Origin of the sequence: Bradyrhizobium sp. AZCC 2289, assembly GCF_036924615.1 — a bacterium.
In the GTDB taxonomy this organism is placed as follows: Bacteria; Pseudomonadota; Alphaproteobacteria; order Rhizobiales; family Xanthobacteraceae; genus Bradyrhizobium.
The window spans coordinates 1,791,495-1,811,753 of record NZ_JAZHRY010000001.1 but is presented as its reverse complement, the minus strand read 5'-3'; the positions used below and the strand labels follow the sequence as shown (position 1 = coordinate 1,811,753).

General features: G+C 59.3%; 16 protein-coding genes and 2 pseudogenes. 12 read left to right on the top strand and 6 right to left on the bottom strand.

Annotated elements, in window-relative coordinates; all coding sequences use genetic code 11:
• Positions 1 to 54 precede the first annotated feature (54 nt).
• The 5 genes from V1289_RS08850 to V1289_RS08830 all read left to right on the top strand — a co-directional run bounded on the left by V1289_RS08850 (position 55) and on the right by V1289_RS08830 (position 7,952).
• Entirely contained in the window at positions 55 to 621 is a 567-nt protein-coding gene (locus V1289_RS08850) for a hypothetical protein (RefSeq protein ID WP_334396592.1), read from the top strand.
• A gap of 282 nt (positions 622 to 903) precedes the next feature.
• Positions 904 to 2,691, top strand: coding sequence for a hypothetical protein (locus V1289_RS08845; protein ID WP_334396591.1), 1,788 nt, complete (start codon positions 904 to 906; stop codon positions 2,689 to 2,691).
• A 950-nt stretch (positions 2,692 to 3,641) separates the two neighbouring features.
• Positions 3,642 to 4,814, top strand: a complete 1,173-nt coding sequence (gene ltrA, locus V1289_RS08840; protein WP_334396590.1) for a group II intron reverse transcriptase/maturase — start codon at positions 3,642 to 3,644, stop codon at positions 4,812 to 4,814.
• Between the two features lie 545 nt (positions 4,815 to 5,359).
• Positions 5,360 to 5,779: a hypothetical protein gene (locus tag V1289_RS08835; RefSeq protein ID WP_334396589.1), complete on the top strand. Its 420-nt coding sequence runs from the start codon at positions 5,360 to 5,362 to the stop codon at positions 5,777 to 5,779.
• Between the two features lie 373 nt (positions 5,780 to 6,152).
• Positions 6,153 to 7,952 (top strand): adenylate/guanylate cyclase domain-containing protein, encoded by a 1,800-nt coding sequence (locus V1289_RS08830; RefSeq protein WP_334396588.1) that lies wholly within the window; start codon positions 6,153 to 6,155, stop codon positions 7,950 to 7,952.
• A gap of 170 nt (positions 7,953 to 8,122) precedes the next feature.
• On the opposite strand, the gene V1289_RS08825 is transcribed toward V1289_RS08830, so the two are convergent.
• The 5 genes and pseudogenes from V1289_RS08825 to V1289_RS49580 form a co-directional block, all read right to left on the bottom strand.
• Positions 8,123 to 9,097 carry an ABC transporter substrate-binding protein gene (locus V1289_RS08825; RefSeq protein WP_079586564.1) on the bottom strand — a complete coding sequence of 325 codons (975 nt, stop codon included), beginning with the start codon at positions 9,095 to 9,097 and terminating at the stop codon, positions 8,123 to 8,125.
• Between the two features lie 244 nt (positions 9,098 to 9,341).
• On the bottom strand, positions 9,342 to 10,331 hold the full coding sequence (locus tag V1289_RS08820) for an ABC transporter substrate-binding protein (RefSeq protein WP_334396587.1): 990 nt from the start codon (positions 10,329 to 10,331) through the stop codon (positions 9,342 to 9,344).
• Between the two features lie 230 nt (positions 10,332 to 10,561).
• Complete coding sequence (locus tag V1289_RS08815; RefSeq protein ID WP_334396586.1) at positions 10,562 to 11,797, bottom strand: NAD(P)/FAD-dependent oxidoreductase; 1,236 nt, start codon at positions 11,795 to 11,797, stop codon at positions 10,562 to 10,564.
• 214 nt (positions 11,798 to 12,011) lie between these two features.
• Positions 12,012 to 12,326: an ABC transporter substrate binding protein gene (locus tag V1289_RS49585; RefSeq protein WP_442896169.1), complete on the bottom strand. Its 315-nt coding sequence runs from the start codon at positions 12,324 to 12,326 to the stop codon at positions 12,012 to 12,014.
• Between the two features lie 22 nt (positions 12,327 to 12,348).
• Positions 12,349 to 12,876: pseudogene (locus V1289_RS49580) on the bottom strand (ABC transporter substrate-binding protein); the annotation flags it as partial.
• Between the two features lie 294 nt (positions 12,877 to 13,170).
• On the opposite strand from V1289_RS49580, the gene V1289_RS08805 reads away from it, so the two are divergent.
• Entirely contained in the window at positions 13,171 to 13,536 is a 366-nt protein-coding gene (locus V1289_RS08805) for an alpha/beta fold hydrolase (protein WP_334396584.1), read from the top strand.
• Positions 13,537 to 14,058: 522 nt separating this feature from the next.
• On the opposite strand, the gene V1289_RS08800 is transcribed toward V1289_RS08805, so the two are convergent.
• Positions 14,059 to 15,114 carry a GlxA family transcriptional regulator gene (locus V1289_RS08800; protein ID WP_334396583.1) on the bottom strand — a complete coding sequence of 352 codons (1,056 nt, stop codon included), beginning with the start codon at positions 15,112 to 15,114 and terminating at the stop codon, positions 14,059 to 14,061.
• A 104-nt stretch (positions 15,115 to 15,218) separates the two neighbouring features.
• On the opposite strand from V1289_RS08800, the gene V1289_RS08795 reads away from it, so the two are divergent.
• From V1289_RS08795 to V1289_RS08770, 6 genes and pseudogenes are all read left to right on the top strand, one after another.
• Positions 15,219 to 16,238 carry an alcohol dehydrogenase catalytic domain-containing protein gene (locus V1289_RS08795; protein ID WP_334396582.1) on the top strand — a complete coding sequence of 340 codons (1,020 nt, stop codon included), beginning with the start codon at positions 15,219 to 15,221 and terminating at the stop codon, positions 16,236 to 16,238.
• Positions 16,239 to 16,273: 35 nt separating this feature from the next.
• Positions 16,274 to 16,702 (top strand): nuclear transport factor 2 family protein, encoded by a 429-nt coding sequence (locus V1289_RS08790; RefSeq protein ID WP_334396581.1) that lies wholly within the window; start codon positions 16,274 to 16,276, stop codon positions 16,700 to 16,702.
• Between the two features lie 20 nt (positions 16,703 to 16,722).
• A complete protein-coding gene (locus V1289_RS08785; RefSeq protein ID WP_334396580.1) occupies positions 16,723 to 18,102 on the top strand; it encodes an aldehyde dehydrogenase family protein in 1,380 nt (459 codons plus the stop codon).
• Between the two features lie 7 nt (positions 18,103 to 18,109).
• Positions 18,110 to 18,439, top strand: coding sequence for an HD domain-containing protein (locus V1289_RS08780; RefSeq protein ID WP_334396579.1), 330 nt, complete (start codon positions 18,110 to 18,112; stop codon positions 18,437 to 18,439).
• 42 nt (positions 18,440 to 18,481) lie between these two features.
• The gene (locus tag V1289_RS08775) at positions 18,482 to 18,769 is read left to right on the top strand and encodes a hypothetical protein (RefSeq protein ID WP_334396578.1); all 288 of its coding nucleotides are present in this window, start codon (positions 18,482 to 18,484) and stop codon (positions 18,767 to 18,769) included.
• Positions 18,770 to 18,972: 203 nt separating this feature from the next.
• Positions 18,973 to 20,037, top strand: a pseudogene (locus V1289_RS08770) (IS110 family transposase).
• Positions 20,038 to 20,259 lie beyond the last annotated feature (222 nt).

The following is a 20,259-nucleotide window of genomic DNA, read 5'->3' as shown; positions in this document are numbered from 1 at the left end:
TATCAGGATTCCGGATACGGCCTTATGCAACGCGGCCGTAGACCTCTTGGAGTCATGCTCACCCGCATTTCTCTGCTCGCATTGTCTGCGCACGTACATTTTCGGAAGCCTGGCCGTCAGGGGTATCGGACGTTCAGTGGTCGACGAGGAGAAGCGTTTTGCGGGGCGGTCTTGCACGATCTGGGTCTGGTCCCGCCCTATCGCGGCGACAACCGGTTTGAGGTGGATGGCGCCGAGGCCGCTTTCTACATAAAGCATCAGGTGTCGCCGGAGCGCGCCGATGTGGTTTGGCAGGCGATCGCGCTACATACCTCGCCCGGGATTCCCACACGGCTGGCGGACGAAATAGCCATGGTTCATCTCGGTGCGGGGCTCGATTTCCTGGGTCTCGGCCTCGATCAGGTGCCGCCGCAAATGGTCGAGGAGATACTCGAAAAATATCCGCGCATGAGTTTCAAAGAAGAATTCAAAAACCTTTTGGTCGAGCACTGTCGGCACAATCCTGCCGCCCAAATCCTGAACTGGACTGACGATGTTGCGCGGACCGCAGGCTGCACACTCCACGGCCAGCCCATCCCGACAGTAACACAAATCATGTCGGCCGCGCCGTTTGATGAGTGACCCGTATTTTGGTCTATATAGCTTGCCGGTGGATGCAACACATTTGCAACACGGCTTTCCTAACCTATTGACATTGTTTCAGGCAAAGCGGTTTCCTAAACCGTAGGTCAGATGCCGACTGAATCCAGGCCGCAAGTCGGATTACCGGTTTTTCGGGTGAGCTAAGGAAGATCGTGGCGACTCGCCAAGAATTCCGCGTCAGCGTTTCGGATCAGCCTCCGCACGGCCGACTACAAGGTCGCCGCGGCGAGGGCGGCCCGAATAGGCTCGTGGATGTTGAACGTGAAGGCGGCGGATGATCCGGAGGCGGCACTGAAGGCGTTGTGGCCCAGGCTGCAGGTGCTTGCCCTCGAGCCGGCCCGGGACGAGGCGGACTACGTCGAGCGGTCCGCCTTCCAGGCCATGGCATTCGAGGCCCAGTATCGGGTACGGACATTGGGGTTGAAACCCAATGCGGTGGTCCCGGGCTGGGACGAGCATTTTGTCGCGCTGGTCCGGGAGAATTCGAGAGCGGCGAACGCCCGCGCCGCTGCCAACTCGGTCGAAGGGCGGTTGGAGCGGCGCCGCCAGGAGCTCTCTGCTCAAGGTGCCGAGCTTGCGCTGCTTCCGCGCGCGCCGGCTGCCGCGTCTTCCACGTCTGCTTTCGGTAGCCTTGCTGCTAATTCTCTAGTCGCAAATGGCGACAAACGCAGTCGGTTGTCCGCTGTGCTGGCGCGCTTTTTAGATTTGCGGGAAGGTGAGGATGGGGACCGCAGCGCTGCAAACGACATTGCTCCCATCGTTCAGTTCGCCGTCGATCTGTGGCAGGACCCCTGCCTGCAAGACGTCGGACCCGATCAAATCGTCCAGCTCAAGCAGGCGATGCCGGAGATCCCGACGACCGAGGGGCTGCCGGCAGACAAGCGGTCGCTGTTCCAGCGCTGGTCGATCGCAAAGGAATGCAATTATGTCTTCGTGAATTCCGACGGCAAGAAGATCAAACTAACCCGGGTCTCCGAATCGACGCTGCGGAAGCGCTATCGCACCGGACTAAACACATTCTGGAAGTTTCTGATCAACAACGGGTATGCGTCGGGTCCGGCTCCGGACTTCTCGAGCAGCTCCAAGAAAAATCCTCCGGCGGTCGAACGCGACGCGTTTCAGGAAGATGAACTTCTTGCGTTCCTCAGCAGGCCCCTGTTTACGGGGTGCGAGAGCATCAGCCGCACGTGGAAAGTTGGCCGCTTCTTCTGCCAGACCTTCTTCTACTGGGCGGTCTTGATTCAGCTGCTGTGTGGCATGCGACCCGGCGAGATCTCCCAGTTGCGCTGCGTGGATGTCGCCTTGCTTTACGACAAGTGGCATTTCCGCTTCGCCAAGCGCTCTCTGCTGGCCGAAGGCGATGAGGATGACGACGGCCCCCACGATGCCGCCGACACGGCCCCTGGGGGCAACGACGCGAAAACCAAGAATGCTTTCCGGTGGATTCCGGTTCATCCGCTGCTGATTGAACTCGGACTCCTTCACCAGCGTGACGCCGTTGTGGACGATTATCTAGCGCGGAAATTTTATGAAGTAGGCGGCAAAGACAAGCTGACGGCCCCAGAAATCGTGAAGCTCACCGACGAAGCAAGGCAACAATGGCTGTTTCCGGACTGGAAAGTCTACGTTCTTCCGACCGGAGAGATTCGCTGGTCGCAGGCTGCCTCGAAAGTTTGGCAGTACGTGAAGTCGAAATTCAAGATGACGCGGCAGGGATTGGCCCTCTATTCGGCACGGCATACGTTCAAGGGCTTCATTGACGATGTGAAAGGTCTTTCGGATCGATCGCGAAGGATCGTAATGGGCCACGCGCCGGCGGTCGATACGCCGGGCGGCTACGGTCCGAAGAGCATTACCGAAGAGCAGGCGGACGTCATTCTGCAACTATCCAATCGCACGATCGACCGCATGTCGATCATCCTTCTTGATGCAAAACGCAAGGCTGACAGCGGGAAGCTCAAGCGCGTGGAAGCTTGGCGCAACGACGAGCGGACCGGTGACGTGAAGCTGCAGGATGCTTTGGAAGAGCGTGCGAAACAGTACCGCTGAATCTTGCAAGGTTCCGGTCTCGCCTATCGTCCTATGAAGTTGCACCATCCCAACTTTGCGCACTGACAAGACGCCGCGGCGGCAGCGGGCGTCCGCTCGGTCCACGGCGCAGTGAGGTCAAGGCGACCAGGATATTCCTATTTCCACAACCTCGCCACTAGAACAATGGCCTCGGCAAGACGCGCGAGGTCGAACGCTAACGGGGGTGAGAGTCCCCCTCCCTCTCCGCCAAAAGCCCGCAGAAATCCAGGAAATTCAAATTGAATCGATGAACTAAGGCTTTTCGAAAACGGCCGGTGGTACACAGGGGTGGTCCACCATGGGTCTTCGAATGCTGTCGCCTTGGCAAAATCCCCGCAGCCGCTTCTAACGGCCGTTGCGAAGCGTAGACAGGGAGGTTGTAGGCCGGAATGAAGTGAACGGGAAAATAGCCCCGAAATCGAACGTGATCGGAGTAGCCGACCCTGTCGCTCAAAGGGGAAGGCGGAATCGCAGGCCGCGACAACGCGAGCGGTCTGAGATGCTCCCGGGGTTCGTACCGCCAGCATGCAACCAAAGGAAGCAACGTGAACAAGGGAGATCCATCCGGTTCAGGCGCAAGCCTGTAGGACCTGCCAAGCCGAAGAGGCGAGAAGGGTCTGATGACCGGGTGGAAGTCAGACTGACTGGTAGTACTCCGAGGACGGGAGAGCCGGCTACATGGGGAAGCGGTCAGCGGTAGTTGAATTGTTCTTGGGCGACATGGGCTCCATTCAACGGGAGTTACGGCCTTCTACTCAGTGAGAAGATCAGCTGACCATGGAAACGAAACTTGAACAAATAGCAGTGAAAGCTCGACGCGAACCAAAACTCCGTTTCACGTCGCTGGCTCATCACATCACGCGCGATCGGGTGCGGAAGAATCTGTTGCAGATTCCGAAGCGGTCGGCCACTGGGGTGGATGGACGACGGTGGAGACGGCGAAGAAGAGCTTCGATGGATGGATAGAGCCGATGCTCCAGTCCATTCACCGCCAAGGATATAGAGCGCCGGATATCCGGCGGGTCTATATCCCCAAACCCGGCAAGACGGAAAAGCGGCCACTTGGCGTGCCGACTGTCGCCGACCGGGCGCTCCAGCGCAGCACGGCCGAAGTGTTGTCTGCCATTTATGAGCAGGACTTTCTGCCCTGCTCATTCGGTGGCCGGCCAAAGCTCAGCGCTCATCATGCTCTGGCGACCCTCAATGAGGTCATCGCCGGCGGCAAGATGGGCTGGGTGCTGGAGGCGGATCTCAAGAACTTCTTCGGGAGTCTCAATCATGATTGGGTGCTCCGGTTCGTCGCGCATCGAGTCGGTGATCCACGCCTGATCAGTTTGATCCGGCGCTGGCTGAAAGCGGGTGTCTTAGAAGATGGAAAGGTCCATCCGAACGAGGAAGGAACACCGCAAGGGGGATCGATCAGCGTACTTTTGAGTAACCTCTATCTTCACTACGTGCTCGACCTCTGGTTCGAACGCGTGGTGAAGAGCCGGTTGCGGGGCGAAGCCCGGCTGGTGCGCTATATCGATGACTTTGTGATCTGCTTCCAATATCGATCGGACGCCATCCGTGTTCAGGACGCCTTACGCCTTCGGTTGGGAAAGTTCGGCCTCACTCTTGAGCCGACCAAGACCAAATTGGTTGAGTTTGGTCGGTTCGCGCAGCGACACGCAGGCAAACGCGGCAGAAAACGCCCGGAGACCATCTACTTCTTGGGTCTGACGCTGTATTGCACGCGAAACCAGAAGGGTAACTTCAAGGTTGGGATGCGCACTGAGAAATCTCGCTTGTGGCGCAGCCTTACGTCTCTGCAGGAGCTTATGCGGCAAATACGACATCACACGATCAGTGACCAGGTCGGCGAAATCAACGCCTTCCTACGCGGCCACTATGCCTATTACGGTGTCGCCGGGAATCTTCGGTGTCTCGTGAAGGTGTACCGCGCCGTGGAGCGTTACTGGCATCGGATGTTGCGCAGCCGCAGCTGGGCCGGACGAGCCCTCAACTGGAGCATGTTCAACCAGATCAACGAACGGACGCCGTTACTGAAACCAAAGCTGCGCCTCCCATATACGGAGTTGCAGGCTCTTGCAGTGCTGTGAATCAACTGTCGAAGAGCGTAGTGCGGCAAATCCGCATGCTACGTTCTGTGGGAGCCGGAGGCGGGCAACTGCCTCCGGCGACCCGGTGGATGTGGAAACGGAGCCATGGTGGAACTACTAAGGCACCGCCAGACGAAAGGGGCGGCAACAGATATGTTCTACCTAACGCCACCGCGCCACATCTCGACTCTACCAATCGCGTCATTTGCGCCGTCGGCCGACTACTTCCGGTCTTCCGCTGTAAACGGACGTCGTCAGGGCCAGTGGGCACGTCTCAAAAGTGCCGCCAGAAGCGGACATTTCATTCAGTACTGGAGCGAACCAACAGTCGCTGCTCAAAGGAGAGCTTTGCCTGTACTACCAATTCGCCGGGCGGGAACCGGATATGTCGGTAATTGGGGGTCTTTGGAGCTTATCTGTGGCCGGCCCGTTCACCACGGGTTCAGTCCAAATGACTAAAGCTGAATTGGTCACAACGGCTGCAGGAATTCCTGACGACGTTGTAGGCGCAGAATCATTGTTGATTTCCAAAGGGAGCAAGTTTGATGATCAATCGGCGTCTCGCACTGGGACTGATCGCGACGGCCACCACGATCGGCGCGTCTCGCATCGCCTTCGCGAAGGAGAAACATCATCTCAACGGAAAAGACCTCCTTGGCGAAAAAATCAAAAAGAATGGCAAGCACAAGATCCATACGACTGGGAAGAAAGCTGATGTCTTTGCCGAAGTGAGCAACGGCAAGGTCACCTCGGTTACCGCCGCTGGAATGCAGGTTAAGAAAGTGAGGTCACGTCAGAAGCTGGCCGACACGACCCCTGGCATAACGCTTGCCAGCATGCAACTCGCACAAGCCGACATCTACTACTACGGCTATTGGGTCTATGACGATCTGACTGACTACTACTATTGGTTCCCAGCTGACTATGTGATCGTCGATTCGTCCTGGATCGACTACGTGGCTTAGGATGCGGGAGCGATCGGCCGAGGATCAAGCTTCGGCCTGACCTGCGCCGTGAGGCTCCCACCTGTGGGCACATGGGTGACTGACCACAACGCTCGCTTCCCAGCGAGCGTTGTGACGGCAGCTTCGGGTCAAACGCGTCGTTTTGGCCGCCCCCCCGATCACTTCCGGTCCACCCCATAGAACAGACATTCTCACGGTTTGTCGGCATGTCTCAAACGTGCCAAGAGCGGAAATGGCTTACGGTCGGGGGCGGACGGTCTAATCCCCGGAAACGCAATCGTTCAGCGATGACACTGCCGTCCACGTTTCCTATAGTGTACCCAAACGGGCTAAAGTGCCCTGGCGCGGCAAGGCGCAATCTTGGGGGCCTTCCTTGACCGGAGAGCGGGTTGTACGGCGACTGGCGGCGGTTTTGGCGGCGGATGTCGTTGGCTATTCGCGCCTAATGGGGCGGGACGAGAACGGCACGCTTACTCGACTGAAAGCCCACCGCACAGAGCGTCTTGAACCGATGCTGGCCCGGCATGGCGGCCGGCTGGTCAAGCTCACGGGCGACGGCGCGCTAGTTGAGTTCTCTAGTGCCGTGGACGCTCTGGGTGCTGCGATCGAGTTCCAAGAAGCAATGACCGAGGCCAACAAGGTTCAGCCCAAAGACACTGCCATCGTCTTCCGCGTAGGCCTTCACCTTGGCGACCTTATCGTCGATGGTGATGATCTCTACGGGGACGGCGTGAATGTCGCGGCACGGCTTGAGGCCGAAGCACCACCGGGCGGCATCGTGATTTCGGGCAATATGCATGACGCAGTGGCGGGCAGGCTCAACGCCAACTTCGACGATCTTGGCGCGCTGTCGCTGAAGAACATCGAGCGGCCGGTGCAAGCGTTCGGCGTGAGGTGGGAACCAAGTGATTGGAAGGTGTTGGCATCGCCGGCCGCTGCAACATCGAATTCTGCAGCGTCATTGGCAGCCGAGGCTCCACTTGCGCTTCCAAATAAGCCGTCGATTGCAGTTCTGCCCTTCCAGAACATGAGCGGTGACCCGGAGCAGGAGTACTTCGCCGACGGGATGGTCGAGGACATCATCACCGGGCTGTCGCGGATCAAATGGCTGTTCGTCATCGCGCGTAACTCGACATTCACCTACAAGGGCAAGCCGATCGACGTAAAACAGGTCGGCCGTGACTTGGGCGTGCGCTATGTGCTGGAAGGCAGCGTGCGCAAGCTCGGCAACCGGGTGCGAATCACCAGCCAGCTGATCGATGCGACAAATGCCGCGCATGTCTGGGCCGAGCGCTATGAGCGCGCGCTCAACGATGTATTCGTCTTGCAGGACGAGCTTACCATGAGCGTCGTCGGCGCAATCGAGCCGAGCCTGCGCCAGGCCGAGATCGAGCGCGCCCGGCGAAAGCGGCCGGACAGCCTTGACGCCTACGACCTCTACCTGCGTGCTCTCCCGGATGCTTTTAGCGGCATGCCCGAACTCTCCGCCAAGGCATTGCCGCTGCTTGAGCGTGCGATCGCGATCGACCCGGACTACGCTATAGCCCATGCGGCGATCGCCCTTTGCCATCATTCCCGCTATCAGCGGGCCGGTTGGCGGGAGGAGGACAAACTTGCCGCGCTCCGCCATGCGCGGATCGCGATCGCCGCCGCCGACGATGCAACGGCGCTTGGGGCTGCTGCCTTCGTGGTCGGCTCCGAGGATCGGGACTACGATACCGCATTCAACGCCTTTAATCGCGCACTGGCATCAAGCCCGTCATCTTTTGTCGCATTGAGTTTCGGCTCGATGATCTACGGCTGGGCCGGCGATTACGCGACCGCGGTCGAATATGGCGAGCGGGCGATCCGCCTCAGCCCGTTCGATGCGGCCCTGCACCTGCCCTATAACGGCCTAGCCTATGCGCATTATTTCGCCGGCGAATTCGAAGAGGCGGCGCTCGCAGCCAGCCGATCCGCGCAAGCTAATCCGCGATTTGGCCCACCGTGGGTCGTGCGGGTCGCCGCGTTAGCCGTGCTGGGGCGGGAAGACGAGGCGCAGGCGAGCGCCCGGCGCCTGTACGAGCTGTTGCCGAATTTCACGGTCACCCGGCTGATGGCGTCCGATTTTAGCAGCCTCGAACACCGCGCCATGCTGGCAAAGGGGCTTCGCCGAGCCGGGGTGCCGGAATGACGGCGCGCCGAATCTCTGCCATCGCTTCGGCCATCCGCCATGGCCGCTCTGGGTCAATCGCGACACTTTCGCCAGTTACCGGCTACTTCCGGTTCTCACCGGACAGCGGACATGGCCGGACGGGCATGGCAGGTCAGTTTCGGACTCATGCACTGCAACAACAAGAAGCTTTATTCGATCACCTCGTCGGCCGTGGCAAGCAGGGTCGGCGGTACCGCAAGCCCGAGCACCCGTGCCGTCCTGAGATTGAGCACGAGTTCGAATTTGGTGGACCGCATCACCGGTAAATCGCCCGGCTTCTCGCCTTTGAGAATACGGCCGGCGTAGATACCGGTTTGGCGATAGGCATCGGCAATGCTGGCGCCGTAGCTCATCAAGCCGCCAATGCTGGCGAACTCTTTGAGGTGATAGGTCGCGGGCAGCGCATCGCGAGCCGCCAGCGCGACCAGCCGTTCCCGATGGGAAAACGTGAAAGTACCTGAACCGATGAGCAAGGCGCCGGCCCCGCGCTGGACGAATGTTGCAAAGGAAGTATCGATTTCTCGGTCGTTGCTGGCATCCAGAACGATGAGTTTTTGCCCGGACACCTGCGCTGCGGCTTGTACGTCGCTTCGTTCCGCCTCGGTATTCGGAGTGTTCGGGTGAACCAGCATGGCAATCGTCCCGGCCTTCGGGACGAGCTGGCGCAGCAGTTCCAGTCGCTTCGCCCCCAACACGCCTCCGAAAAAGCTCACCCCCGTAACGTTGCCGCCCGGCCGGTTCAGTCTGGCGACAAGACCCTCCCCGACCGGATCGCCTCCGGCCGCGAACACGATCGGCACACTCGTGGTTGCGGACTTGGCCGCAAGCATCGCCACGGCATCCCCGACAATCAAGGCCACAGGCCAGTGGATCAGCTCATCCACCAGAGCCGGCAATCGATCGGTCCTGCCCTCTGCCCAGCGAAATTCAATCGCAACATTTTGGCCCTCGACGTAGCCCGTGTCCTTCAAGCCCTGGCGGAACGCTGTTACGAACTCCGTTGCGTCCGCGGCCGTCGTGCTGCGCAGAAATCCGATCACCGGCATCGACTGCTGCGCGCGGGTAGCAAACGGCACACTCGCCGCCGCGCCACCGACCAGTGTGATGAACTCGCGCCGCTGCATGTAACCCCCTGAGAAAGCGCCTTGTGCAAGACTTAAAGCCCAGCACTTTGCGACTGTCCAGCGCGGAACAAATGGCACTCACCTGGCTTTCGACACGACAACTCCTGATGTCTCAATTGGGTCAAAAGCTGAAAAGCTCAATGTGAGCATATGTTTTCCGCTCTGCCCCCAACAACGGACATAGAGCAACCACGGCGGCATGTCCGAGTTGTGCCATTACCGGAAATAGCGGAAATGGCTTCTCTTACTCTATCACCTCGTCGGCCTCGGCGAGTAGTGTCTGCGGGATGGCAAGACCGAGACTTGTCGCCGTGTTACGATTAATGACGAGTTGAAATTGCGTCGGCGCCTGAACCGGCAGCTCCGCAGGCTTTGCGCCACGTAAAATTCTGTCAACGTAGGCTGCGGATTTAGCAAATAGGTCGACCGGATCGACGCCATATGACATCAGCCCGCCGTCCTTGGGAAAATGCGCGTAGCTATAAATCGAAGGCAGCCGATATTTCGCCGCAGCTTCGATGATGGTCGTTCTGTTCTTCGACGTCGTCACATCGGGAAGCACCAAAAGCCCGCTTTTAGGATTGCCCGCGAATGCGCGAATTACCGGTTCAAGCTCTGCGGCATTCCGGAACGGACTAGAAATCACATCAACGCCCAACTTGGGGCCGATGGCCTTGAGGTGATCGGTGTACAGTCCATACACCGGCAGCGTATCCGGATCGTACATGACCCCAATACGTTCAATCTCGGGTTCAATATCCCTGAGCAGGCTGGTCCACTTGCCGGAGAGGCTGATCTCATAATTGGTAAAGCCGGTGATATTGCCTCCCGGCTGCGAAAAGCTATTCACCAGCTTTGCGCCAACGGGATCGACCACCTGCACGAATATGATGGGAATTGTATCAGTCGCCCGTTGGAGCGCGGTCGCGATATAGGTCGATTGCGCGACGATAGCGTCGGGTTTCAACGATACAAGCTCGGTTGCACAAGCGCGCGCTCCCGCGGTGTCCCCTGGCGCCCAGCGAAATTCTAGCTGAATATTGACACCGTCTGTCCATCCCAATTTGCCCAGGCCCTCTCTAAAGACGGCGATCCTCGGCGGCACATCCGGATCGCTTTCCGGAAGTCCCATCAAGATTCCGACCCGTCGCATCTGACCTGGCTGCTGCGCGCGAGCAACAATCGGCCATACGGCCGTCACGCCCAATCCGGCAATAAATTCTCTTCGCTTCATGTGTCCTGCTAAATCAAACTGACGGCCTATCCCTAGCATTTTCTTGCCCAGAAACGAGCGTGCGGGGACCAACTTTATGGATATTTCGCAAGGGAATGTCCGAGATGTGTGCCAAAAGCGCCGTTTGGACGGCGGGTCGGCGACTTCCGATCTTCCCCGATGAACAGACATCGTCAGCGTTGGTCGGCATGTCCCAAAAGCCAGAAGCTGACATTTTCGGAATGCTGACTTTAAGCCGCGAACAGGTTTTCAATTGTCTCTGGCAGGAAAGCTTCCGGCGGCAGGCGCTCGGGACCGATCAGCACAGCCGGGTAAGGCGACAGGCGACGCTCAGCTGCACGCATAGTCACGCGGGCCCGGCGCGCTTTCGCGTCCGGACCGAACTCCACCCTGAGCTGCCTTGCAAGACGGGCCGCGATCCTCAGCCGGCGCATGCGTTCACGCCGTTCCTCGACATAGGGTGCGAAGTCGCTCTGGCTCCAGTCGCCGCCGCCGGAGAGGAGAATGTCCCTCATCAATCGCACATCCCGCAACGTAATCGAGACACCCTGTCCGGTGATGGGATCATTGTGGCCGGCAGCATCGCCGATCAGCACGACGCCAGGTACCGTCGGATCGTCGATCCAATGATCCTCATTTGAAACTCCGTTCAGTGGTCCAATCGGCGTGCCTGCTGCAATAGCCTCGCCCAGCGGCAGACAGTTCAACCGAAAGGCACGGAGCATCTGGGCTTGCTTGTCGGGGCCGGCAAATCGCGCGCGGTCAGCAAAATCGTAACAGGCATAGAGGCGAACTAGATCCTTGCCCTGCGGGAAGACCAAATAATGAAGCCTGTCCTCGGTTCCGATCGCCTGCACGTCGCGGGGCCAATCCGGTACATTGGCCACCAGCATGCCGCAGATAATACTGTGCGGCGGATCGGCTTCGACGCGAAACTCAAGCCGCTTCCTGACTTGCGAATTGCGCCCGTCGGCCCCGATGACGAGACGGGGCGACAGTGTTGTCGTCACTCCGTCGTGGACAAAGGACACCGCAGGCCGAGCGCCTGGCGTCACCTCGATGTGCTCGACGCGCCTGATGAACCGAACGCCGCACTTAACAGCCGCGTCGTGAAGGATATTGCACATCAGCGGATGACCAATGCACAACGCTCCTGGCGCTTCCGGATGCATCACGGTCATATCCATCGCATGCTGCTCGGCGGCATCCGACGGCCAGATTTCGTCGTACAGAACGTTGCGCGAGATGCAGAGGCCGCCGTGCTCCCGCAGCAGATTGAGAAGGTCGAGCCGCTTCGCCTCCGCGACGCCCCAGGGAGCGATCCATTCGCCGCGAACCCGATCGGGAAAGACGCTCTCGCGTTCGAGCACGACGATCTTGATGCCATCGCGGGCGAGCACGCTCGCCAGCGCACCACCGCCAATGCCTCCACCCACTATCACGATATCCGGCGATGCACTGGTCATCATAATCCCCGTTTTATCGACAATCGATTGCGCAAAAACGGGACTATGGAGCAACTTTCGACGATTGACGAGAGGCAACTACTCCAGCCCAGATCAGAGGGGCGAAGAAAACATTGCTCTTAGGCCAATGAAAATACGCTTCCAAGCGCCCGCTATGGGTCAAAACCAGCCCAGACCGGTCCGAAACGCCACTTTCAAGCGGCGCAGCAAACAGTTATTCGATCACCTCATCGGCGTTAAGCAAGATACCTTCGGGTATAACGAGGCCAAGCGCTTTTGCGACCTTGAGGTTGACAACGAATTCGAATTTTGTCGGTTGTTCGACGGGCAAATCGGCGGGTTTGGCACCCTTGAGAATCTTGTCCACGAAGGTCGCCGCCCGTTGAAAATAGGCGGCATGATCGGCCGAATAGGAGATAAAGCCTCCTGCGCGCGTGGTATCGCGATAGCTCGAAATGATGGGCAGGCGATGCTTGGCTGCAAGTTGAACGATTAGTGATGTGAATGACGCGAACAGTGGCTGGATCATCACTGCTTGCGGCACTGATGTTCGCAAACGCGGCTTCAAAATCATTGGGACCGTCGACCATCGCCGGATGGAGCGTGAGAGCGGCCCGTGTCGCCGCCGACTGCACGTCCGCTAGGTAGGGACGAGTGAAAGGATCGCTGCGCGAGGCCAGAACAGCGACGTTCTTGAGACCCGGAATGGCGTCGCGGAGGAGGTTAAGCCGCTTGCTGCCGAGTTCGGCTTCCATGGAGGAAAGCCCAGTAACGTTGCCCCCTGGCCGGGAAAGACTGCCGACGAGCCCGGTTTCTAGCGGCGCGCCCGCCGGTGACATTACGATCGGAATCGTAGTGGTGGCCGTCATGGCGGCTTTAACCGCCGGCGTGTGATGGGCTACAATAATATTGACGCCAAGCTTGACCAATTCCTTCGCTTTTTCGACGGCACGGCTATAAAGCCCGTCTGCGTAGAGCCATTCGATCTCGATGTTACGACCCACAGAGTATCCAAGGCTTTGTAGCCCGGCTTGGAACGCATCTGGAAACGAATGCGGCGCCGCCTCTGCTACGAGCACGCCGAGAAGCGGCACTTTGTTGAATTGCTGCGCTTCGACCCTTTGTGAGGAATTTGATGCCGTAAGGACACCGCCGATGAGCCCTATGAATTCGCGCCGTTTCAATGCACCGCCCCCACTGTCAATGGGACGTGCCTAACACGATTACAACCTGGAGTCGCCTACAAAATCGCGACAGGTTTCGCGATGCGCCGATTTCCGAGTTGGGTTGAGCAAGAAGTATCGTGTCATCGCTCCTGACCTGCGTGGATACGGTGAAACTGACAAGCCATCATTGGCTACGACAAGCGCAATATGGCTAAGGACCTACGCGAACTCATGCGAGCGCTGAAAATCGACAAGATCGCCTTGGTGGGACACGATCGGGGGGCGCGTGTGGCTACCAGGTTTGCAAAAGATCATTCCGACGCCATCGATCGTCTCGTCGTCGTCGACAACGTGCCGACGCGGATTGTCGCAAGAGATTTCAATTTTTCGAAGATGGCCAAGACCTATTGGCTGTTTCTGTTTCATTTAAAGCTCGACCTACCGGAGATATTCAAAGCACGAAGTCGCTGCGCTCCAGCCCGCTGCGCGGGGGCAAGAGCCGAGAGGCCGGTAGCGATGGAGAGGACAGCGATAGCGGGGGTGCCACGATCAACTCGCGTATTGTCGGCGTGATCAAGAACAGCAAGATCATCTGCGGCCGGCCCCGTCTTACACGGCGAACCACATCTACCCAGCCTACAACGCAATGACAAAATTGGCTTGACGAACAGCGCAAACCAGTTTGCTTGAAAGTGCCGTAGGTATTTCTGCTCACAAGAAATTGATTTACACTATACCACTGAATGCAGATCGACCGATTAATCGCGCAACAGTTGTCGGATGCGCTATTTCTACTACGCCCAACTATCTGAGTACACGGGCCAACAAAATTAAATCCCCCATTTAGCAACAATCGTGCCAAAACGCTTAAGTTGTGCACGCATTCGAGGCCGCCACTCTTCGAATTTTCCTAAGTCGAGCACCTCATAGCACTCGCTGCTCCGCCGGTGCCAAACTTCCCGCGACTTCGTGCCTTGGCGCTTTTTGGACGCCGGCCAGTTGAGCATGCGGAGGAGCCACCTTGTTGCCGGCGTCCAAAAACCTACACAATCGCGGACATAGGACAGGGTCGGTCGAAGAATGACGGTATCTCGTTCAGTCCGTACGAGGGTCCGCCTCGAACAAGTGCTTCTTCTGGCTTAAACCATCTTTCGCTGCGAAATCGGGGGACGAGATGTCTTGGCCGCCAAACCTTTTGCGGTAGGTTCCCGGCGTTTCGCCCATAGCCTTGCGAAATACTCGTGCAAATGAGGCCACGTCGCTGTAGCCGAGGGCTTGGGCAATCTCTTTCTGCGAGAGTTCCCCTCCACCCAGGAGCTCGCGCGCTCGCGCAATGCGAACACGCCGAGAATACTCGATTGGGGTCATACCCGTTGCACTTGCAAACCGCCGTAGCAGCGTTCGGCGTCCCAGTCCGGCCGCCGTCGCCAGGGCCGCAAGGGAAACGCCTCGTCCGTCCCTCATATGCACCCACTCTTGAGCCTTCAACACGGCGCCATCTCCGTGCGTCTGAGGAGGAGCAAAGCCAGTAAAATAGCGCGCCTCACTCGCTTCTGGGCCATCAAGAACAACGCGTGCGGTCTCCGCCCTTACGGCTGGGCCAAGAATCCTGCCGACGAGAAACAGGCCAAGATCGACCCATGACAGAAATCCGCCCGCCGTGATGATGTCGCCATGACCAATGATGCGCCGATTTGTGTCGACGACGATTTTCGGAAAACGCTTCGCCAGCGCCATTGCGTACATCTGATGCGTGGCAACCGACTGCCCGTCCATCAGACCCGTTGCGGCAAGGATAAACGCGCCCGAGCACAGGGAAACCAAGGCGGTGCCGGCGGCATGACGGTTACGAACCCACGAAACAACGCCGGCAGGTATATCAGGATCTGGGTCCACCATGGTGGGCGGGATGATTAACGTCCGCGGCTGTGGGCTGTCGCTCGGTGCGCTGTCGTAGATGCATGAAAGATTCGCGTCGGACGCATCGATGGGCTTCCAGTGCGTGACGCGAAGCGCGGTTTGGCCAGATCGCCGTTGATCGAGTGCAATCGTGCAGGCGATGCTGAACAAATCGGTCAGGCCCAGGATACATGCCACCTGTGCGCCGGGGTAATCTACGATGCCGACCTCGTGTGCGGCTCTTTCAGACATCGCTTTGTCCCTCCCGATCAAAACTCTGACCCTTCCGGCAATTGAAGATGCCGAGGGAGCGGAAACATCTTAGCAAAATCAGCATCGGTCGAAGGAACTGAATAATGGAAGGCGCTGCGACATATCGGGCCGTCCAGGCGGTGAGCCCAGGCAAGCTCGAGCTAACCGAAAAGCCGGTGATCGATCCGCCAGAGGGCCATGTCCGCATCCGTGTCGAGGCTTGCGGCGTGTGCCATTCGGATTCAGCGACGGTGGAGGGAATCTTGCCGATCGAGTGGCCGAGGGTGCCTGGCCACGAAGCGGTCGGGCGGATCGACGCAATCGGAGAAGGCGTCCAAGGCTGGAAGATGGGCCAACGCGTCGGCGTCGGATTCCTCGGCGGTAGTTGCGGCTACTGTGTGTACTGCCGCGATGGCGATCTCGTGAACTGTACCAACCAGGGCTACACTGGGGTGCAGCACGACGGCGGCTACGCCGAGATGATGATCGCCAAGTCAAGCGGCCTGATCGCAGTGCCGGACGATCTCTCCTCGGTCGATGCGGCGCCACTGTTGTGCGCCGGCCTGACGACTTTCAGCGCGCTCAGGAACGCGCCGGCGCGGGCGGGAGACCTGGTCGCGGTGTTCGGGGTTGGCGGACTAGGCCACCTCGGGGTGCAATATGCACGTCACATGGGGTTCGAGGTCGTCGCGATCGACCGCGGAAGCGACCGGGCCGAGCTTTCGAAAAAACTGGGCGCGCACCACTATATCGACAGCTCCACCACCGATGTCGCCAAGGCGCTGCAGGCGCGTGGGGGTGCGCAGGTGGTGCTTGCCACCGCCTCGGGCGGCAAGGCGGTTGCCGCCGCTCTTGGTGGCTTGCGACGCGGTGGCGTCGTGATTTCGCTCGGCGCGACCGATGAGCCGATCGAGTTGTCGGCGTTCGAACTTCTATTCAAGCAACTTGGTGTCGACGGCGCCCTCACGGGTACCCCCGAGGCCGGCGATGTGACGCTCCGATTCAGTGTGCTCAGCGACGTCGCCGCTATAGTCGAGACCATGCCGCTCGAGCGGGCTGCGGAGGCCTACGCGCGAATGATGTCCGGGGAAGCACGTTTTCGGATGGTTCTGACCATGGCGTAGGCCGCGCCGCCAACAGCAGCCCCAATGGAGGTCATATGAGCAACAATCCAGATGTGAAGGCGATCACCAAAAAGTTTTTTGCCGCCTACGACGCTCATGACGTCGAAGGTATGCTGGCTCTTTGCGCTGACGGCGCACAAGGACGATATCTTCCCTATGGCAAGAACAGTGTCATGCCGATCCGGGGCGGCCTCGAAAAAATCTGGCGCGGCTTTCCGCAGGCCGTACCGGATTTCGGGGTCGAAATAGCTGAGATGATCCCAGGCGAAGAGAACACCATCGTGGTGCAGGCATTGCTTGGTGGGACTATGCCGGCGGATGTCCCAGGCCTTGTAAAGAAAGGCGAGGTTGGACGCATCGCGCACGCTTATATCATCCGCTTCAACGCGGACGGCAAAATATCGCGCTTGGATTGTTACTGGGACAACACCGCCATCAACGCCATTAAAGCGAGCGCTTTGTAAGCATGTTCCGGAGAAACCCAATGAACAAGTTCCAGGATATCTTCGACGCGCAGAAGGCGCTGTTCGCCTCCGGGATCACCCGTACCTACGAATGGCGCGTCGACCAGCTCGACCGCATGGCCCGCATGATTCGGGAGAACGAGGGGCGCTTCCAGAAGGCGATGGCCAAAGACTTCAAGACCGCCTCGCAAGAATACATCTTCGAGACCGGGGCGTCGGCCGGCGAGTCCGAGGTCCAGAAGAGCCAGTTGAAAGAGTGGATGAAGCCGGTCGAGGCGCCCATCCCACGCTTCTTGGCCAAGACCGGCCACAAGGGGTTAATTTATCGCGAGCCATATGGTGTGGCGCTGATTATCGGCCCGTTCAACGGGCCCTTGCTCTTGCTGATCCGCCCGGCGCTCGCGGCGCTCGCGGCCGGCAACACCTGCATTCTGACGCTGAGTGAAGCGCTCCCGGCAACGACCGAAGTGCTGCTCGAGCTTGTCCCGAAATATTTCGATCCGAGCGCCGTGACCGCCGTGCCGGGCGGCAAGGAGACGAATACCGAACTCCTGAAGCTGCCTAACGACTTCATCTTTTTCACCGGCAGCACATTCGTCGGCAAGATCGTCGCGCGGGCAGCCGCGGAAACCCTCACGCCGGTTTTGCTCGAACTCGGTGGAATGAATCCGGCGATCGTCGACGAGACCGCGAACATTCCCGATGCGGCGAAGAAGATCGTCTGGGGTGCGATGGCCTGGGGCGGCCAATGGTGCACCTCGCCGGGCTACGCCTATGTCCATGAGTCCGTGGCGGACGCCTTCGCCGCCGAGGCCAAGAAGGCATTGGTTGAGCTATTCGGCAATGACCCAAAATCCAACTCCGACTACTCGCGCATCATCAACGCCCGTACGGTTGACCGGCTGGCCTCGCTCATCGATCCCGCCAAGGTGATCGCCGGCGGCAAGTCAGACCGCGATGCGCACTACCTCGATCCCACGCTTCTGTATCCCGTCACCTGGCATGACAAGATCATGGAGGACGAGGTCTTCGGACCCATCCTGCCGATCCTGACCCATAAGTCATTCGATGAGGCGATGGCGCGGATGGCGAAAACGGGACGTCCGCTCGCTGGCTTCATCTTCAGCCGCGACCAGAAGACCATCGACCGGTTCATCGGCGAGCTGTCCTTCGGTGGGGGCGGGGTGAACCTGGTCAACGTTCACCTTTTCGTCGAGACCATGCCGTTCGGCGGCACCGGATCCGCCGGGATCGGCCACTATTACGGCAAATATGGCTTCGACGCGCTCACCCACGCCAAATCGATGCTGATCTCCCCGCCCGACGTGGCGATCGAACACCTATACTCGCCCTTCACCGACGAAAAGAACCGGGCGCTGCATCAGTGGTTTGAGTATTGAGGCGAGCATGGCCTTGGCACGTTTGAAATCGGTGGCCGGTGTTACAATTCCGGATACGGCGCTGTGTAATGCCGCAGTCGACCTGTTGGAGTCTAGTTCACCGGAGTTTCTCTGCGCTCATTGTCTTCGAACATACATTTTCGGTAGCCTTGCTGTCAGGGGCCTCGGCCGTTCGGTGGTCGATGAGGAAGCCGCTTTTTGCGGCGCGGTTTTGCACGACCTCGGACTGGTTCCTCCTTACCGGCGCGACAATCGGTTTGAGGTGGATGGCGCGGATGCTGCTCGCCAGTTCTGCTCAAAGCATCAGGTGGCGCCAGTGCGCGCCGATCTGGTTTGAAAGGCGATCGCCTTGCACACCTCTCCGGGGATCGCAACTCGGTTGGCAGACGAGGTAGCATTGGTCCACCTCGGCGCCGGGCTCGAGTTGTTGGGTCTAGGCCTTGATCAAGTGCCGCCGCAGGTCGTCGAGGAAGTGCTCGAAAGATATCCGCGGATGAAATTCAAAGCCGAATTCCGAAATCTGTTGGTCGAGCATTGTCGGAATAATCCGGCCGCCCAAGTCTTAAACTGGACCGACGATGTTGCGCGCACCGCCGGCTGCAAGTTGCAGGGTCAGCCAATTCCGACGGCATCACAATTGATGTCGGCCGCGCCGTATGACGAGTGACCCGACTCATTGGCCGGCTTTCTTGGGTCGCGTTTGCTGGGAAGCAACGCAACCAGTGGACCGCACATTGGCGATTTGAGGGTCTGCATTGCACAAAGCTGCAAGCGGTGCGCCGAATGCCCGCTAATGGGATGGTCCGGCCGTGCTCCAGCCCCCGCCAGCGATAGAAGCTGGCTCGGGGCAGCGAAGACAAGGAGCACGCCATGTCTCAGCAATCCAATTGCGCAATCGCCGTGATCGGCATCGATATCGGCAAGAACTCGTTTCACGTCGTGGGACACGATCAGCGTGGTGCGATCGTGCTGCGGCAGAAATGGTCACGTGGCCAGGTCGAGGCGCGACTTTCCAACTTGCCACCGTGCCTGATCGGCATGGAGGCCTGCGTCGGCGCGCATCATCTCAGCCGCAAGCTGCAGCTATTCGGCCACAATGCCCGGCTGATGCCGGCCAAATACGTGCGGCCGTATTCGAAGGGACAGAAGAACGACTTCCGCGATGCGGAGGCGATTGCCGAGGCGGTGCAACGCCCGACCATGAAGTTCGTTGCGACCAAGACCGCCGACCAACTCGACCTGCAAGCCCTGCACCGTGCCCGCGAACGCTTGGTCAGTCAGCGTACCGGCATCATAATCAGATCCGCGCCTTCCTGCTGGAGCGGGGTATTGCAGTCCGACAAGGTCTGCGTTTCCTGCGGGCCGAGCTGCCGAGCATTCTGGCCATGCGCACCGATGATGTTCTGTCGCCCCGCATGTCGCGTGTCATCGAGGCGTTGGCTGGAGACTGGCGTCACCCGGATGCACGCATTCAAGAACTCACCGGTGAGATCGAAACGCTCGCCCGTCAGGATCAGCACTGCGAGCGGCTGATGACGGTACCCGGCATCGGCCCCATCATCTCGAGTGCGATAGTGGCTGCGATCGGCACCGGAGACGTGTTCTCCAAAGGCCGCGACTTCGGCGCCTGGCTCGGGCTGGTACCGAAGCAAATCTCGACCGGAGACCGGACGATCCTTGGCAGCATATCAAGGCGCGGCAATCGCTATCTGCGTGCCCTGTTCGTTCAGGCGGCCTGGGTTGTGCTGGTCAAGCTCGGGCCAAAGCATTGGGAACGCTATGGGCTCAAGTCTTGGATCGAGACCGCGAAGAAGCGACTACACCACAACGTGCTCGCCATTGCGCTGGCCAACAAGCCCGCCCGCATCGCGTGGGAACAAGGGACGCGCCTTCGCGTGCGTCAAGACCGATACGATGGCGTCCCATCCAGCGTGATCCTCGCGCCGTGCTCGGGGCCGTCAAGGCGTGGCCTGGCAGCATGGAAGCGAGAGGCAAGGCCCGCGCGACGGCCAGCCTTGACGGCTCCTGCGCGCGGCTCGTCTGAACGTGCAGGTCGGGACGAAGGAACGGCCGCTAGGCACGAACAAAGGAACAGCGCAAAAAGAGAGCTTTCGATGACGTAGCTTAATCCGCCCGCCGAGGTCTGCGAGAGGATGA